We start from the raw sequence: 15,367 nt of genomic DNA on the forward strand, positions 1-15,367 counted from the left end.
ACGCCTCACGCCAGCCGCATCACCTGCTTGTGGCTGGCGATCTCGGACAGCAGCCAATCCCGGAACAGCCTGGCGCTGATTGAAATGCGGTTGCCCGGCTTCTGCCACAGGCAGTAGCTCTGTGGGATTGCGTGGCGGATCGTGAAGGGCGCGACCAGCTGGCCGCTGGCCAGCAGGTCCTCGACCATGATGTTGTCGGCCAGCGCCACGCCGCCGCAATTGACGGCCTCACGGACAGCAAGCGCCGGGTCGTGGAAGATCGGGCTCGCGTCTGACCTTCGACATCGATTGCCTCGACCCGGCCTATCTCCCGGCACGGGCACTCATTGTCGGCGCCGACGTTGTCGAGGTGGCGCCCGCCTATGACCACGCCGATGTCACGTCGCTTGCCGGGGCGGCGGTGCTGCAGCACTATCTCGGCCTGCTCGCGGAACGAAAGGGATGACCGCGCCGACTTCACCCCGGCGCGAACGCCCGCGCCGCCTCCACGACTTCCTCCGCCTGGTCCTGCCGCAGCAGGTCGATGGGAATACGCCCATCAAGGTGCGCCGCTGGACGGGTCAGCCACAGCCATGCGAGTCTCGGATTGCCGATCAGCTCCAGCACGTCGCTTATGCCCGCGACCGGCCTGCCATCGACGAACTGCGCCAGCGGGAAGACGTGCTTGCGGCCGCCCTTGCGCAGAGCGATGACGTCGCCGCGCCTCTGCCAGCGGTGCAGGGTGGAGCGGGCGATGCGCAGGTTCTCTTCCAGATAGGTCGAGCCGGCGACGCGTCCGGCCCAGTCCTCGATCAGCATCGATTCGAGGTCGTCGGACTGGGGGAGCGCGGCAACTGTTTCAGCCTCTGCCGACAGCGTCGTGGCGGTCATGGCGCCGGCTTCGCCGCGGCGTGCGGCTTCCGCCGCCAGCGCCCGCACGAATTTCTGGGCCAGGCCCGGAAGGTCGGCATGGATGGCGTCGATGGCGCGCTGGTGCTTGGGCGACAGCAAGGTGACGGCGGACGCTATCGAGCCGGCGATCTTGCCGACCGAGACCATTGTGGGGCCGTTGATGGCTTCGTCATAGTGGGCAAGCGCACGCTCGACCCTTTCCGCCACCATGTCGGCGAAATCGTCCTGCGTGATGCCGGTTGTCTTGGTCTGAAATGTCGTCTTGGTCTGAAATCTTGTCATGCATCTGTTTTCTGGGCCGCGCGCTCTCCTCCCTTGGCCGCGGCCGGTTGTTGAACGGTTACGGCGGAAAGTGGAAAGTGCGACGGCAACGGATGCAGCGACCCGACAGGTTGCTGTCCTGCATTGCTTCACACCCCGATTAGCATGTCGAAATGTCAGTCACGGCACGCTCGCATTTGCGTGTAGGAGCGGTATGTGACAACTGCGCGACGATGAGAAGCTGTCCGCGCTTGCCTCCTTTCCCCAACAGCGAGCGAAGAGAAAGGGCGTTGTTACAGCAACCCCGCCCGCTCGGCCTCTTTGCGCAGGTTCTGCCTTGGCCTGGGGCCGATCTGCTGGATCACCAATCCGGCCGCCAGTGAGCCAAGATCGCCGCAGGTCTGGAGGTCGCGTCCCTGTGTGTAGCCATGCAGGAAACCGGCGGCGTAGAGATCGCCGGCGCCCGTCGTGTCGACCAGTTCCTTGATGGCGGTCGCCTGGATGACCACGGTCTCGTCGCCACGCACGATAACCGAGCCCTTTTCGGAGCGGGTAACCGCCGCGATCTTGCAATCCTTGCGGATCCGCGCCAGCGCTTCGTCGAACGACGACGTCTGATAAAGCGACTTGATCTCGTGGCTGTTGGCAAAAACGATATCGACCGTGCCCGAACGCATCAGGTCTAGGAACTCGTCGCGGTAACGGTCGACGCAGAACGAATCCGACAAGGTCATCGATACTTCGCGGCCGGCCGCGTGCGCCAGTTTCGCCGTCTGCCGGATGGCTTCCTTGGCGCGCGGCGGGTCCCACAGATAACCCTCGAAATAGGTCACCTTGGCGCCGGACGCCTTGTCGGCTTCGACATCTTCCGGCCCGAGTTCGACGCAGGCGCCGAGATAGGTGTTCATCGAACGCTCGCCATCGGGCGTGACGAAGATCATCGAGCGCGCCGTCGGCGGCTCGCCCTCGAGCGGCTTGGTGTCGAAGGCGACACCCTGCGCGTGGATGTCGTGCGCGTAGATTTCGCCCAGCGCATCGCTGGAGACCTTGCCGAAGAAGGCGGCGCGTCCGCCGAACGAGGCAACACCGGCCGCCGTGTTGCCGGCGCTGCCGCCGGAGGCCTCGATCGCCGGGCCCATGCGGCTGTAGAGCAATTCGGCGCGCTGCGTGTCGATGAGATTCATCGCGCCCTTGATGATGCCGTTGGTCTCGAGGAATTCCTCCTCGCACTGGGCGATGATGTCGACAATCGCATTGCCGATGCAAAGCACGTCATAATCCGGCATCAATGTCTCCGCCAAAAACCCGGGCCGGCTTCTTGCCATGCCCGCGCGGGTCTACAGCATGACCCTGAAAACTGGCAACCGATTTTCTGTCCTTGCCGCGCCAGCCAGGCGCTACGACAATTCGACCGTGGCCGAAACATTTCGTCGCGATGTCGCCTACATCTGCGCCTGTTCGATCACGGTCCGAAGGCGCGAGCCCATGCCTGCCAAAAGCAACACGACCATCGACCTGGCATTGCTCGGCGTGCTGGCGGTGCTTTGGGGAGCCTCCTACACCTTCATCAAGATCGGCGTAGAGACCATCCCGCCCATCACCTTCATCGCGGCCCGCACCCTGATCGCCGGCGCCATCCTGTTCGCCATCATCCGCTGGCGCGGGCTTGCCATGCCGGGCGATGCGGCAAGCTGGCGCCGCTTCGCCTTCCAGGCCTGCCTCAACAGCGTCGTCCCGTTCACGCTGATCGCCGCGGCCGAGCGTTCGGTCGACGCCGGCCTTGCCACCATCCTCAACGCCACCTCGCCGATCTTCACCTTCCTGCTGACGGCGCTTATCACCCGTCATGAGCCGGTGACCGTGCGCAAGCTGGTCGGCGTTGGCGCCGGCATCGCCGGCATCTGCCTCATCGTCGGCACGCAGGCGCTTGGCGGCATCGGCCACCAGCTCTGGGCACAGATCGCCATCGTCGCGGCGACGATCTGCTATGCCGGGGCCGCCATTTTCGGCCGAGGCTTCAAGGGCCTCGATCCGATGCTTCCCGCCGCCGGTTCGATGCTGTGCGGCGCTGTCATGCTGGTACCGCTCAGCCTGGCGGTCGACCAGCCATGGACGCTGGCGCCTTCGACGGCTTCCATCCTTGCCCTGCTCGGCCTGTCCGTGTTTTCGACGGCACTGGCTTTCGTCATCTATTTCCGCCTGATCCACACGCTGGGTTCGGTCGGCACCACGTCTCAGGCCTATCTGCGGGTGCCGATCGGCGTCGGCATCGGCGCCGTCTTCCTCGGCGAAAGCCTGGGGCCCACGGCCTGGCTCGGCATGGGGTTTGTCGTCGCCGGCGTGGCGGCCATGACCATACCGGTTCGTAAGCCGGGCTTAGCCCGATAGGCAGATCTGGGGAACATACGAAGGCAAGCAACGGCCCGCGCTTGTGCTCGCGGGCCGCACCGCCTATCTCGGAGGCGTCCTGCCTTGTGGCTGTGTCCGCTGACCTGGGGGTGAAGCACGTGATTTTCGACGCTGCCCGCACTGCGGCCCTTGAGCTGCTCTCGCCTCCGTTTCGCGCCGTGTTCATCAAGACGCTCGGCCTGACCCTGCTGGCGTTGGTCGCCCTGTGGTTCGGCTTGACCAGCCTTGTCGAATGGCTTGCCCTGCCGTGGCTGCAAACATTGTTGCCCGGCATGCCGTCCTGGGCCGGCTGGTTGGGCGGCATCGTCGCGGCCATCGCGCTGGCCTTCGGCATGGCGCTTCTGATCGCGCCAGTCACGGCGGTGATCGCCGGCCTGTTCCTCGACGATGTGGCCGAAGTGGTCGAGCGCACCGATTATCCCGGCGACCCAGCCGGACGCGCCATGCCGGTATTGCGCTCGCTGGTGCTGGCGATAAAATTCTTCGGCGTCGTCATCCTGGGCAACGTCGTGGCGCTGATGCTCCTGCTGGTGCCGGGCATCAACATCGCCGCCTTCTTCATCGTCAACGGCTACCTGCTCGGACGCGAATTCTTCGAATTCGCCGCCATGCGCTTTCGCGGGGAAGAAGAGGCCCGGGCCCTGCGCAGGCAGTATGCCGGTACGGTGTTTCTCTCCGGGCTGGTTGTCGCGGCCTTCCTCGCCGTGCCGCTGCTCAACCTGCTGACGCCGCTCTTCGCCGCCGCCATGATGGTGCACCTACACAAGGCGATCTCGGCACGGGAAGTCGCGCGCGCCTCGCGGCGCCAAATCTCTTCAGCGTAGCAGAAATCCCCGCCCCAACTCGTCGTCCGGCTCGACAATGAATTCGGCTCGTCCGGAATAATAGGCACGGCCGCCGACGCGGGCGACGATCGCTTCATGCGGGCCGGCCTGCGCTGTTCGCGCCACCGCACCGGAAAAGCGTGAGCCGGCGATGCTCTCGAACGTTCGCGTCTGCCCCACGGCGATCTCGCCCTTGGCATGCATGGCCGCCAGCCGGGCGGTGACGCCGGAACCGGTTGGCGAGCGGTCGACCTCCGCCTCGGCGAAGACGCAGACATTCCTGGTGGCCTCTCCGGAAAAAGCGTCCTTTCCATCCGTCAGGATGGTGCCATAGAGGAAGGCGAGGTCATCATGATCGGGATGCGACAGCGGAAACTCGGCCTTCAGCCGGTTCGTCAGCGCGGTTGCCGCATCGACGAAATCGCGCAGGCGGTCGTGGCCGAACTCCAGCCCGAATTGATGACAGTCGGCCAGCGCGTAAAAGGCGCCGCCATAGGCGATGTCGAAACCGATCTTGCCATAGCCCGGCAGCTCGATCTGTCGATCGCCGGCGAACAGGAAGGCCGGCACGCTCTCGAACGACACCGCGCCGGCCTTGCCATCGCTGACCGCGACCGAGGCGACGACCAGGCCGCACGGCGCCTCGATGTTCACGGTGGTGAACGGCTCCTGCTTCGCAACCAGCCCTTGATCGACGGCGTAGCGGCCGAGCGCAACGATGGCGTGGCCGCACATGGTCGAATAGCCCTCATTGTGCATGAACAGCACCGCGAGGTCGGCGCCGGGCAAATCGGGCTCGACCAGCAAAGCGCCATACATGTCATAGTGGCCGCGCGGCTCGAAGATCAGCAACTTGCGCAAATGGTCGAGATGGTCCCGCACATAGGCGCGCTTCTCAAGAATGGTGCCCTTGGGGATAGCGGGATAACCGCCCGTGACGATCCGTAGCGGCTCGCCACCCGTATGCATGTCGACAACGGTAAGGTTCATGCGGCCGAACCCATCCTAGCCCTGGGATTTGCCGAACAGCGCCTGCAGCTTGCCGAACGGCATGGCGGCGCGGGTGAAGCCGAACGTGCCGTCCTGCTGGATCTCGCGCGCCGCCGTCTCCAGCATGCCGTAGGCGAAATTGGTCAGCCATGGCCCAAGCGAAATCCGCTTGGCACCGGCCATGGCGAGGTCGGCGATGGTGAAGCCGGGCCTCGCCATGACATTGACCGGCTTGCCGACCGACGAACACAAGGTCCGCACCATCTCGACATCGCCGATACCAGGTGCATAGAGCACGTCGGCGCCGGCTTTTTCGAACGCCTGCAGCCGCTTGATCGTGTCGTCGAGATCGGACTTGCCCCAGAGGAAATTCTCGGCCCGCGCCGTGAAGACAAAGTCGCGCTTCAGCGCCCGCGCCGCCTCCACCGCTGCGGCGACGCGCTCGACCGCGTGCGAAAACTGGTAGATGGGTTTTTCAGGATCGCCGGTGTGATCCTCGATCGAGCAGCCGGCAAGCCCGGCCGCTTCCGCCGCGAAAATGGTTTCGGCGGCCTGCTCGGCGCTGTCCCCCTTGCCCTTCTCGAGGTCGGCCGAGACCGGCAGGTCGGTCGCGCCCGTCACCTCGCGGCAATGATGGATCATCTGGTCGAAGGTCACGGCCCCATCCGGCAGGCCGCGCGAAAAGGCAAAGCCGGCGCTGGTGGTGGCCAGTGCCTTGAAGCCGAAGGATCCGAGCAGCTTCGTCGTGCCCGGATCCCAGGGATTGGGCATGACGAAGGTCGAGGCATGCAGGTCGCGAAAAATCTTGCCCTTGTCCATGAATGCTCCCCCATAACGAGTATTGGGGCGGATGCTACCGCGCTGTTTGCGGCCGGGCAAACGAATGCGGTTGGTTCAGAAGCGTTTCTCGTTCTCTGCTGCCAATTTCTCGAAAGCGTCGATGTGGCGCATCTCGACAGGCACGGAGGTGGCATCCTTGTGACGGGCAGCGCGCTGCCGAGGTCAGGGAAGCTGACGGCTTGTGCAGAGGCCGCCATCCCCAAAGCCGCAGCAGCACCCCAGGTGAGGATGAAGCGAAGCAGGTACGTTGGCATGGCGGCGCCCCATTGTCGGGCGCGCGGAAGGTAGCACAGCGCTTCGTGGCGTCCAGTGCAGCGGATCAGTGGATCGGCACCAGCCCGGCGAGTTCGCGCATGTCGTCGAACAGGATGCCGCCGGCCTGGATCAAGCCGTCGCGGTCCGAATGGGGGTCGCCATGATAGGAGAACACGCGCATGCCGGCGGCGATGCCAGCCTGCGTGCCGGCGACGCTGTCTTCGATGACGATGCAGTCGGCGGGCGGGAAGCCCATCGTTTTGGCCGCATGCAGGAACAGGTCGGGGAACGGCTTGCCGCGCGACACCATGGTGGCGCTGAACATGGCATGTTCGAACAGCGGCAACAGACCGGTCTGGCCAAGCGTTATGTGCGAAGGTCGTTGGAAAACCGGCGTCGCTCAGCCATTCGGCCAGGCGCCGGTTGGCGAGGTTCTCGGTATCGACCAGGATCCCGTCGCAGTCGAAGATGACGAGCTTTGGCAGGGGGCGTGTTTCAGTCATGTTAGATCAGTCTACCCGGCAAAACGGTTCACTGTGCCGAAACACAGCCCAGGCATCAGGCGGTGCCGGTCGATCCGAATCCGCCCGAGCCACGCGCCGTGCCGCCGGCCAGCGAACGCTCTTCAACCGCCACCTGCGTCACCGCGGCGAAAACGATCTGGGCAATGCGCATCCCGCGCGTCACCGCGAAATCCTCGTCGCCGAGATTGACCAGCAGCACCTTCACCTCGCCGCGATAATCGCTGTCGACCGTGCCCGGTGAATTGAGGACGGTAAGGCCGTGTTTGAAGGCAAGGCCCGAGCGGGGCCGCACCTGGCCTTCCATGCCTTCGGGAATTTCCAGGATCAGCCCCGTCGCTACCAAGGCGCGCTTGCCCGGCAGGATCAGAAGCGGCCGGTCTTCAGGCACCGCCGCGCGCAAATCCATGCCGGCGGCGCCGGCGCTTTCATAGGCGGGAAGCGGAAGTCCCTCGCCATGCGGCAACCTGACGAAGCCGACGGTGGGACCGATGACGGAAGGTGTTTGAAGGGCTGCGCGCATAAAATCGATCCTATCGGCGCGAATGTCGATTCGGTCAACTCGACCGCGGCGCTATCAACGGCTTTCTTTCAGGCATCACTGTGGCCTAGCGGAGTTCCATAGGAACCACCGTCGTCTCCTTGATCTCCTCCATGACGAAGGAGGCGGAGACATCGGATAAAGCCACCTTGGCGATGAGCCGCTGGTAGAGCCGGTCATAGGCTTTCACGTCGGCGACGCGGGCGCGCAGCACATAGTCGAGATCACCGGACATCCGGTAGACCCCGATGATCTCGGAAAGACCGGTCACCGCCGCCCGGAACTTCTGCAGCCAGTCGGGGTCGTGATTGGATGTGCGGATCAGGATGAACACCGAAAGGCCCAGCCCGAGCTTCTCGGCATCGACCAGCGCCACGCGGCCGGTGATGACGCCATCTTCCTCCAGCCGCTTGACGCGACGCCAGCAGGCATTGCGCGACAAGGCCACGCGCTCCGACAGCTGGTCGACGGACAGCGTGCCGTCACGTTGCAATTCGGCGAGCAGTTTTCGATCAATTTCGTCAATGCCAAAGCTCATGTGGGATGTTTGTCCCATGGAATAGCAAAATACAAGGATATTTTGGGACCAATGAACCGGTGAGGCGTGTCAGGATACTCATATCGAAACGAAAAGCGCTGAAGGGGAAACAGCATGTCGGTCGCAAGGATTTTCACCTCTCATCCGGCCAAGGTCGGCGAAACCTATTTCAGCCATATGGCCTTCGCCGCCTGGTTTTCCTCGCGCCTGCTGATGGCGGCGGGAGCAGCTTTTGTTCACGCTTTCTTGCCATTTCTCTTCGAGACTACCGCCAGCCGAATCATTCGCGAGCTCTACGAGCGGACGCACAACAGAGGCACGCACGCGATCAACGAGCCCGCTGCTCTTCCGGATCGCGCCTAGAGGAAGACAGAAGCGATGTGCCGGTGGGCGGCCTATCTCGGTGAAGCGGTCTTTCTCGAAGACATCCTCACGGCGCCCTGTCACTCGCTGATCGCCCAGAGCCATTGCGCCCAGGAAGCGAAATCGCCCACCAATGGCGACGGCTTCGGCCTTGCCTGGTATGGCGAGAGGCCAGAACCCGGCCTCTACCGCGATATCCTGCCGGCCTGGTCCGATCCCAATCTGAAAAGCCTGTGCCGGCAGATCAAGTCCAGCCTGTTCCTCGCCCATGTCAGGGCCTCGACCGGCAGCGCCACCAGCCGCATGAACTGCCATCCGTTCATCTCAGAACGCTGGTCGTTCATGCATAACGGCCAGATCGGCGGTTTCGAAAAAATCCGCCGCGCGCTGGAGAACTCGCTGTCCGACGCCGTTTTCGACCAGCGCGAAGGCACCACCGATTCCGAACTCTTTTTTCTGCTCATGATCGACGAGGGTCTTTCGGCCGACCCGCAAGGCGCCGTCTCGCGCGCCACCAGCCGGGTGCTGGAAGCCTCGCGTCGTGCCGGTCTCGAGCCGGCGCTGAAACTGACCGCCGCCTTCTGCGACGGACAGGCATTGTATGCGGTGCGCTATGCCACCGATGGCCAGGCTCCGACGCTTTACACGTCCATTTTCCGCAAAGGGGCCGGCCGCTGCATCGTCTCCGAACCCTTCGATCGCGAGGGCGGCGACTGGCAGGCGATTCCGCCATCGAGCTTCGTCACCATGACCAGGGATGGCATCGACATACATCCATTCGCTCCGGTCGCGGCAAAACTGGCGCTGGTTGGATAGGCTTTCGTCGCATTGAGTAACGTCGCGGGACAGCGCCCCCCTCTGTCCTGCCGGACATCTCCCCGACAAGGGGGAGATCGGATGCCTCAATGGCTTTCGCCAATCCCCAGCGTTGCAGGACAGAGCGAAGCGCCGAAAACTGCCAATCTCCCCACCCGTGGGGGAGATGTCCGGCAGGACAAAGGGGGCGCCGTAGAGTGACGACCTCAATCATGGCGTGCAGCGTGATGATCGGCTTGCAATGGTCGGCAAACGCTGGTCGGAGGCGCGGCTGCTCGGCATCGCCAGGGCGATGATGCCCTTGACCAGCGGCTTTCGCCGTCCGCCCGGCTATTGAGCGAAGCGATCCAATCCATAGGGCGCCAGCAGCGTGTCGCGCTTGCCATCAAGAATTTCGCGCGTGGCGAACAGACCGATGGCTGGCGCCAGAGTGATGCCGGAATGCATGACCGCGATATAGACACCCTCCTTGCCTTTGGCGCGGCCGATGATCGGAAAGCCGTCGATCGGTGTCGGCCGGTAGCCAACGGTGTGGAAATCCAGCTCCAGCCCGTCGCTGTCGCGCAGCATGGCCTTCATGGCCGCGAACAATTCACGCGCCGTGGCTTCGGCGTCCATGCCGGGATCGGCGCCGCCGAAATCCGAGCCGGCGATGATTCGACCCTCGGCGGTCTGACGCATGTGCAGGCGCTCGGCCAGCACCAGCCCGTTGAGCAGTTTCTTGTAAGGCCGCGAGTGGACGATCAACCCGGGCGGTGTCTCGATCGGCAGGTTGATGCCAGCGGTCGCGGCAATGTCTGGCGAACCCACGCCGGCCGCGATCACCACCTCGTCGGCGGCAAACAGTCCATGCGATGTGTCCACGCCGGTGACCTTGCCGACGCTTTGGACAAGCGCCGTCACCGTGCTGAAGAGGATTCGCGCGCCGCGCCGTTCGGCATCGGCCAGCAGTGCCTTGGTGGCCGCGACAGGCTCGGCGACACCCTCTTCTGCGACATGCAGGGCGAAATCGGGAAGCTCGGTGAGATTGGGTTCGATGAGCGCCACCTCGCCGCGGTCGACGCGCTCGATTCCGTAGCCCCACTCAGAATGCTCCGCTGCATAGGTCTCCATGTCGGCCGCCGGCAGATCCCAGCACAGGCCGCCGCACCAATTGAGCGGCAGGCCGGGCAGGTCCCGCGCTAGGCGAGCCCACTCAGCCATGGCGCGGGTGCGCAGCCGGAAATACGGCTCCGGGTTACCCCAGCTTGCGTTGATCCAGGCAAACGAGTTAGGGGTCGCCACGCCGCCGCGTTCGCTTTCGGCAATGACCGTCACCTGCGCGCCCGCAATGGTCAGATGCCAGGCGATGGAAGCGCCGATGATGCCGGCGCCGATGACGATCACTTGTTTCGCCTCGGTCATGGTCGCTCCTTTGCCTCGTGATTGGGGGACGGTTCATCCCAGTGCCATTCCGGCGGCCCGTTGCCAACATTGGCAGCGCAAAATTATGCATCTTGACATCATCGCTTCTTCGACCATGTGCGCTATCTCGATGCCTTCCTCGACGCGCTCGGCATCCAGGACATGGTGCTGGTCGCCCAGGATTGGGGCACGGCCCTTGCCTTTCATCTCGCGGCGCGGCAGTGCCATGCCGGATGGCTTCCGGGGGTCGTTCAGGCAGGCCGCTTGAACGAGCCAGCCTGAAGCAAGCCCCGCAACCGGCGGTGTTCACGCCGCCGGACCGGTCGACAGCCCGGCGCTGCGCTGCTAGAAGCCCGGCCTGTCACACGGAAATCCCAAGAGAATGCCCGAAACTATCCCAGAGGAAGTGGCGCGCCGCCGCACTTTCGCGATCATCGCCCACCCCGACGCCGGCAAGACGACGCTGACCGAAAAGCTGCTTTTGTTCGGCGGCGCCATCCAGCTTGCCGGCGAGGTGAAGGCCAAGAAGGACCGTATCCAGACCCGGTCCGACTGGATGAAGATCGAGCGCGAGCGCGGCATTTCGGTCGTCACCTCGGTGATGACCTTCGAATATGAGGACAACGTCTTCAACCTGCTCGACACGCCGGGCCACGAGGACTTCGCCGACGATACCTATCGCACGCTGTCGGCGGTCGACTCGGCCGTCATGGTCATCGACGCCGCCAAGGGCATCGAGCCGCGCACGCTGAAATTGTTCGAGGTCTGCCGGCTGCGCGACATCCCGATCATCACCTTCGTCAACAAGATGGACCGTGAAAGCCGCGATCCGTTCGAGATTTTGGACGAGATCGAGCAGAAGCTGGCGCTGGACACAGCGCCCATCACCTGGCCGATCGGCCGTGGCAAGACCTTCTCCGGTACCTATCACCTGGCGCTGAACGCCGTGCGCAAGGGCGATGACGAGAAGGAACGCACCCCCGTCAACGGTCCCGATTCCAACCGCGTTGCCGGCCTTCTGCCGGAAAACGAGCGCGAGGCCTTCATCGAGGAACTCGAGCTCGCGCGAGAAGCCTGCCGTCCGCTCGACATCGAGGCCTTTCGCGAGGGCCATCTGACGCCGGTCTATTTCGGCTCGGCGCTGCGCAATTATGGCGTGCGCGACCTGATCGAGGCGCTTGGCGCCTTTGGCCCGCCGCCGCGCGCGCAGGAGGCCGATACCCGCACTATCGAGGCGACGGAGGAGAAAATGACTTCCTTCGTCTTCAAGATCCAGGCCAACATGGATCCCAATCACCGCGACCGCATCGCCTTCGTGCGCGTCTGCTCGGGCAAGCTCGAGCGCGGCATGAAGGCCAAGCTGGTGCGCACCGGCAAGCCGATGTCACTCTCGGCGCCGCAATTCTTCTTTGCCCGCACCCGCGTCACCGCCGACGAGGCGTTTGCCGGCGATGTCGTCGGCATTCCGAACCACGGCACGCTGCGCATCGGCGACACGTTGACCGAAGGCGAGGAAATCCTGTTTCGCGGCGTGCCCAACTTCGCCCCGGAAATCCTGCGTCGCGTCCGTCTCGGCGACGCGATGAAGGCGAAAAAGCTCAAGGAAGCGCTGCACCAGATGGCAGAGGAGGGCGTCGTCCAGCTGTTCTCGCCGGAAGACGGCTCGCCGGCCATCGTCGGTGTCGTCGGCGCCCTCCAGCTCGATGTGCTCAAAGAGCGGCTGAACTTCGAATATACGCTGCCGGTCGAATTCGAGATGTCGCGCTTTTCCATCTGCCGCTGGATATCGGCCGACGACAAGGGCGAGGTGCTTCGCTTCATCGAGGCGCATCGCGGCGACATCGCCCGCGACCTCGACAACGACCCGGTCTTCCTCGCCCAGCATGCCTTCTCGCTGAACTACGAAGCCGAACGCTGGAAGGCGATCCGCTTCGCCACGATCAAGGATTATCAGGTGCGAGACAAGGCGGCGTGATTCTAGTGAGTAGTGAGTAGTGAGTAGGTACGCCTCGTTCTCCCATCGCACTACTCACTAGCAACTACTCACTACTCTACTCTTATGATCACCCCTTGGCCGCCGCTTCGATCTCAGCGATATCGATCTTGCTCATCTGCATCATTGCCGACATCACCCGGCCGGCCTTGGCCCTGTCCGGATCCAGAAGCAGGCGCGGCAGCTGCTCCGGCACGACCTGCCAAGACACACCGAATTTGTCCTTTAGCCAGCTGCATTGCGAAGGTTCGCCGCCACCTTCGATAAGCTTCTCCCAGAAGTAGTCGACCTCTTCCTGCGTCTTGCAGTCGATCGACTGTGACATCGCCTCGTTGAACTTGAATTGCGGTCCGCCATTGAGCGCCTGGAACGGCACGCCGTCGAGCTCGAACGTGGTCATCAGCACTTTGCCCGCATCGGCGTGACCCTCGGGCCAACGCAGAACGCTCGTAACCTTCGAATTCTTGAAGATGGAGACGTAGAAATTCATCGCCTCTTCTGCCCGGCCGTCGAACCACAGGCAGGTGGTGATCTTTTGCATGTCGTGCTCCTAGGTTGCTTCCTGCTGTTACAAGTGAAACGGCTGACTCCGAGAATGGTGCCATTTCTTGCCGTCTGCCCAAGGACGGCCCTGATACGCCCGACCCGACATAGACATCGAATTTTTCTGAGACGCTCGTTTTTTCAGGAGAACCTGGCGCATTGCAAAAATGTGGCCAGACCATACTTGGCGGTCTATAAACCCTGCGATCAAAATTCAGCGCCGCCACGCTCCGCATCGAGCGCAGCCAGACAGCCAAGGAAAATTCATGCCCGCCTATCGCTCCCGCACCACCACCCATGGCCGCAACATGGCCGGCGCCCGCGGCCTGTGGCGCGCTACTGGCATGAAGGACAGCGATTTCGGCAAGCCAATCATTGCGGTGGTCAACTCCTTCACCCAATTCGTGCCGGGCCATGTCCATCTGAAGGACCTCGGCCAACTGGTGGCGCGCGAGATCGAGAAGGCAGGCGGTGTCGCCAAGGAATTCAACACCATCGCCGTCGACGACGGCATCGCCATGGGCCATGACGGCATGCTCTATTCGCTGCCGTCGCGCGAGCTGATCGCCGATTCCGTTGAATACATGGTCAATGCGCACTGTGCCGACGCCATGGTCTGCATTTCCAATTGCGACAAGATCACGCCCGGCATGCTGATGGCCTCATTGCGCCTCAACATCCCGACCGTCTTCGTCTCCGGCGGCCCGATGGAAGCCGGCAAGGTTGTGCTGGCCGGCAAGACGCAGGCGCTCGACCTCGTCGATGCCATGGTTGCGGCCGCCGACGACAAGATCTCCGACGAGGACGTCAAGGTCATCGAGCGCTCGGCCTGCCCGACCTGCGGTTCCTGTTCGGGCATGTTCACCGCCAATTCCATGAACTGCCTGACCGAGGCGCTGGGCCTGTCGCTGCCCGGGAACGGCTCGACGCTGGCCACGCATGCGGACCGCAAGCGCCTGTTCGTCGAGGCCGGCCATCTCATCGTCGATCTCGCCCAGCGCTATTACGAGCAGGATGACGAGAGTGCATTGCCGCGCAGCATTGCCTCGAAGGGCGCCTTCGAGAATGCCATGACGCTCGATATCGCCATGGGCGGCTCCACCAACACCGTGCTGCACATTCTGGCCGCCGCGCATGAGGGCGAGGTCGATTTCACCATGGAAGACATCGACCGGCTGTCGCGGCGGGTGCCGGTCCTGTGCAAGGTGGCGCCGGCCAAGTCCGACGTCCACATGGAAGACGTCCACCGCGCCGGCGGCATCATGGCGATCCTTGGCCAGCTCGACAATGCCGGGTTGCTCAACCGCGACCTGCCGACCGTGCATACGGCGAGCCTCGGCGAGGCGCTCGACCATTGGGATATTTCGCGCACCTCGAGCCAGAATGTGCGCGACTTCTTCCTCGCCGCGCCCGGCGGCGTGCCGACGCAGGTCGCCTTCAGCCAGGACCGCCGCTGGGACGAGCTCGACATGAACCGCGAGACAGGCGTCATCCGCTCGGCCAATACGCCTTTCTCGAAAGACGGCGGCCTTGCCGTCCTGAAAGGCAATCTGGCGCTCGACGGCTGTATCGTGAAGACAGCCGGCGTCGACGAATCGATCCTGAAATTCACCGGACCGGCTCGCGTCTTCGAAAGCCAGGACGCTTCGGTCAAGGCGATCCTTGCCAATGAGATCAAGGCTGGTGACGTCGTCGTCATCCGCTATGAGGGTCCGCGCGGCGGCCCCGGCATGCAGGAGATGCTCTATCCCACCAGTTATCTGAAGTCGAAAGGCCTCGGCAAGGCCTGCGCGCTGGTCACCGATGGGCGCTTCTCCGGCGGCACCTCGGGCCTGTCCATCGGCCATGCTTCGCCGGAAGCGGCGGAAGGCGGGCTGATCGGGCTGGTGCAGGAGGGCGATACGATCGAGATCGATATCCCGAACCGCACCATTCGCCTTGCCGTCGATGACGCGGAACTCGATGCGCGCCGGGCGGCGATGGAGGCCAGGGGCGCGGACGCCTGGAAGCCGCAGGAAAAGCGCAAGCGCAAGGTGACGACGGCGCTGCGCGCCTACGCCGCCTTCGCCACCAGCGCCGACAAGGGGGCGGTGAGGCACGTGCCGGAGTAAAGTTCGAATCTCGTCAGGCAGGCGCTGCGGCACAAACTCCGCAGGACTACCTGTCCTCGACTTGCGC

15 protein-coding genes and 3 pseudogenes are annotated in these 15,367 nt (G+C 63.8%); 8 read left to right on the plus strand and 10 right to left on the minus strand.

What is annotated here, in order from left to right; translation table 11 throughout:
* Nucleotides 1–5: 5 nt before the first annotated feature.
* A complete protein-coding gene (locus FJ936_RS02015) occupies nucleotides 6–209 on the minus strand; it encodes a hypothetical protein (protein ID WP_140786954.1) in 204 nt (67 codons plus the stop codon).
* A gap of 39 nt (nucleotides 210–248) precedes the next feature.
* On the opposite strand from FJ936_RS02015, the pseudogene FJ936_RS02020 reads away from it, so the two are divergent.
* Nucleotides 249–445: pseudogene (locus FJ936_RS02020) on the plus strand (arginase family protein); the annotation flags it as partial.
* An 11-nt stretch (nucleotides 446–456) separates the two neighbouring features.
* Here the strand turns inward: FJ936_RS02020 and FJ936_RS02025 are convergent.
* Together FJ936_RS02025 and FJ936_RS02030 are read right to left on the minus strand one after the other, a co-directional pair.
* Entirely contained in the window at nucleotides 457–1,173 is a 717-nt protein-coding gene (locus tag FJ936_RS02025; RefSeq protein WP_140660543.1) for an antitoxin Xre/MbcA/ParS toxin-binding domain-containing protein, read from the minus strand.
* Between the two features lie 272 nt (nucleotides 1,174–1,445).
* On the minus strand, nucleotides 1,446–2,438 hold the full coding sequence (locus FJ936_RS02030; RefSeq protein ID WP_140786956.1) for an adenosine kinase: 993 nt from the start codon (nucleotides 2,436–2,438) through the stop codon (nucleotides 1,446–1,448).
* 199 nt (nucleotides 2,439–2,637) lie between these two features.
* Between FJ936_RS02030 and FJ936_RS02035 the strand changes: the two genes are divergently transcribed.
* Together FJ936_RS02035 and FJ936_RS02040 are read left to right on the plus strand one after the other, a co-directional pair.
* Nucleotides 2,638–3,540 (plus strand): EamA family transporter, encoded by a 903-nt coding sequence (locus tag FJ936_RS02035; protein ID WP_140787266.1) that lies wholly within the window; start codon nucleotides 2,638–2,640, stop codon nucleotides 3,538–3,540.
* Nucleotides 3,541–3,659: 119 nt separating this feature from the next.
* Nucleotides 3,660–4,385 (plus strand): sulfate transporter family protein, encoded by a 726-nt coding sequence (locus FJ936_RS02040; RefSeq protein ID WP_140786957.1) that lies wholly within the window; start codon nucleotides 3,660–3,662, stop codon nucleotides 4,383–4,385.
* On the opposite strand, the gene FJ936_RS02045 is transcribed toward FJ936_RS02040, so the two are convergent.
* The 5 genes and pseudogenes from FJ936_RS02045 to FJ936_RS02065 form a co-directional block, all read right to left on the minus strand.
* Complete coding sequence (locus FJ936_RS02045) at nucleotides 4,377–5,375, minus strand: proline racemase family protein (protein ID WP_140786959.1); 999 nt, start codon at nucleotides 5,373–5,375, stop codon at nucleotides 4,377–4,379. The two genes, FJ936_RS02040 and FJ936_RS02045, sit on opposite strands and share 9 nt — an antisense overlap.
* Before the next feature lie 15 nt (nucleotides 5,376–5,390).
* The gene (locus FJ936_RS02050; RefSeq protein ID WP_140786961.1) at nucleotides 5,391–6,194 is read right to left on the minus strand and encodes an oxaloacetate decarboxylase; all 804 of its coding nucleotides are present in this window, start codon (nucleotides 6,192–6,194) and stop codon (nucleotides 5,391–5,393) included.
* Between the two features lie 340 nt (nucleotides 6,195–6,534).
* Nucleotides 6,535–6,973, minus strand: a pseudogene (locus FJ936_RS02055) (HAD-IA family hydrolase).
* A gap of 55 nt (nucleotides 6,974–7,028) precedes the next feature.
* Nucleotides 7,029–7,514 (minus strand): dUTP diphosphatase, encoded by a 486-nt coding sequence (gene dut / locus FJ936_RS02060; protein WP_140723192.1) that lies wholly within the window; start codon nucleotides 7,512–7,514, stop codon nucleotides 7,029–7,031.
* Nucleotides 7,515–7,599: 85 nt separating this feature from the next.
* On the minus strand, nucleotides 7,600–8,070 hold the full coding sequence (locus FJ936_RS02065) for an Lrp/AsnC family transcriptional regulator (protein WP_140660549.1): 471 nt from the start codon (nucleotides 8,068–8,070) through the stop codon (nucleotides 7,600–7,602).
* A 114-nt stretch (nucleotides 8,071–8,184) separates the two neighbouring features.
* On the opposite strand from FJ936_RS02065, the gene FJ936_RS02070 reads away from it, so the two are divergent.
* Nucleotides 8,185–8,433, plus strand: coding sequence for a DUF6356 family protein (locus FJ936_RS02070; RefSeq protein ID WP_015314154.1), 249 nt, complete (start codon nucleotides 8,185–8,187; stop codon nucleotides 8,431–8,433).
* 15 nt (nucleotides 8,434–8,448) lie between these two features.
* Nucleotides 8,449–9,249: a class II glutamine amidotransferase gene (locus tag FJ936_RS02075; protein WP_140786967.1), complete on the plus strand. Its 801-nt coding sequence runs from the start codon at nucleotides 8,449–8,451 to the stop codon at nucleotides 9,247–9,249.
* Between the two features lie 330 nt (nucleotides 9,250–9,579).
* Here FJ936_RS02075 and FJ936_RS02090 read toward each other — a convergent pair whose 3' ends face one another.
* The gene (locus FJ936_RS02090) at nucleotides 9,580–10,653 is read right to left on the minus strand and encodes an FAD-binding oxidoreductase (protein ID WP_140614887.1); all 1,074 of its coding nucleotides are present in this window, start codon (nucleotides 10,651–10,653) and stop codon (nucleotides 9,580–9,582) included.
* 99 nt (nucleotides 10,654–10,752) lie between these two features.
* Between FJ936_RS02090 and FJ936_RS02095 the strand changes: the two are divergent.
* Both FJ936_RS02095 and FJ936_RS02100 read left to right on the plus strand, forming a co-directional pair.
* Nucleotides 10,753–10,875, plus strand: a pseudogene (locus tag FJ936_RS02095) (alpha/beta fold hydrolase); the annotation flags it as partial.
* Nucleotides 10,876–11,035: 160 nt separating this feature from the next.
* Entirely contained in the window at nucleotides 11,036–12,628 is a 1,593-nt protein-coding gene (locus tag FJ936_RS02100) for a peptide chain release factor 3 (RefSeq protein ID WP_140614886.1), read from the plus strand.
* An 88-nt stretch (nucleotides 12,629–12,716) separates the two neighbouring features.
* Here FJ936_RS02100 and FJ936_RS02105 read toward each other — a convergent pair whose 3' ends face one another.
* The gene (locus FJ936_RS02105; RefSeq protein ID WP_015314150.1) at nucleotides 12,717–13,187 is read right to left on the minus strand and encodes a VOC family protein; all 471 of its coding nucleotides are present in this window, start codon (nucleotides 13,185–13,187) and stop codon (nucleotides 12,717–12,719) included.
* A gap of 268 nt (nucleotides 13,188–13,455) precedes the next feature.
* On the opposite strand from FJ936_RS02105, the gene ilvD reads away from it, so the two are divergent.
* Nucleotides 13,456–15,300, plus strand: coding sequence for a dihydroxy-acid dehydratase (gene ilvD / locus FJ936_RS02110; protein ID WP_140723177.1), 1,845 nt, complete (start codon nucleotides 13,456–13,458; stop codon nucleotides 15,298–15,300).
* Nucleotides 15,301–15,367: the final 67 nt, after the last annotated feature.

Source organism: Mesorhizobium sp. B2-4-13, assembly GCF_006658535.1.
GTDB classification, from domain to species: Bacteria; Pseudomonadota; Alphaproteobacteria; order Rhizobiales; family Rhizobiaceae; genus Mesorhizobium; species Mesorhizobium australicum.

What these genes read in the sequence shown, in the direction of transcription:
- FJ936_RS02105 (WP_015314150.1), bottom strand. Translation starts at nt 13,187, where the DNA reads ATGCAAAAGATCACCACCTGCCTGTGGTTCGACGGCCGGGCAGAAGAG.
- FJ936_RS02050 (WP_140786961.1), bottom strand. Translation starts at nt 6,194, where the DNA reads ATGGACAAGGGCAAGATTTTTCGCGACCTGCATGCCTCGACCTTCGTC.
- FJ936_RS02065 (WP_140660549.1), bottom strand. Translation starts at nt 8,070, where the DNA reads ATGAGCTTTGGCATTGACGAAATTGATCGAAAACTGCTCGCCGAATTG.
- FJ936_RS02075 (WP_140786967.1), top strand. Translation starts at nt 8,449, where the DNA reads ATGTGCCGGTGGGCGGCCTATCTCGGTGAAGCGGTCTTTCTCGAAGAC.
- FJ936_RS02045 (WP_140786959.1), bottom strand. Translation starts at nt 5,375, where the DNA reads ATGAACCTTACCGTTGTCGACATGCATACGGGTGGCGAGCCGCTACGG.
- FJ936_RS02030 (WP_140786956.1), bottom strand. Translation starts at nt 2,438, where the DNA reads ATGCCGGATTATGACGTGCTTTGCATCGGCAATGCGATTGTCGACATC.
- ilvD (WP_140723177.1), top strand. Translation starts at nt 13,456, where the DNA reads ATGCCCGCCTATCGCTCCCGCACCACCACCCATGGCCGCAACATGGCC.
- FJ936_RS02100 (WP_140614886.1), top strand. Translation starts at nt 11,036, where the DNA reads ATGCCCGAAACTATCCCAGAGGAAGTGGCGCGCCGCCGCACTTTCGCG.
- FJ936_RS02035 (WP_140787266.1), top strand. Translation starts at nt 2,638, where the DNA reads ATGCCTGCCAAAAGCAACACGACCATCGACCTGGCATTGCTCGGCGTG.
- dut (WP_140723192.1), bottom strand. Translation starts at nt 7,514, where the DNA reads ATGCGCGCAGCCCTTCAAACACCTTCCGTCATCGGTCCCACCGTCGGC.
- FJ936_RS02090 (WP_140614887.1), bottom strand. Translation starts at nt 10,653, where the DNA reads ATGACCGAGGCGAAACAAGTGATCGTCATCGGCGCCGGCATCATCGGC.
- FJ936_RS02025 (WP_140660543.1), bottom strand. Translation starts at nt 1,173, where the DNA reads ATGACAAGATTTCAGACCAAGACGACATTTCAGACCAAGACAACCGGC.
- FJ936_RS02070 (WP_015314154.1), top strand. Translation starts at nt 8,185, where the DNA reads ATGTCGGTCGCAAGGATTTTCACCTCTCATCCGGCCAAGGTCGGCGAA.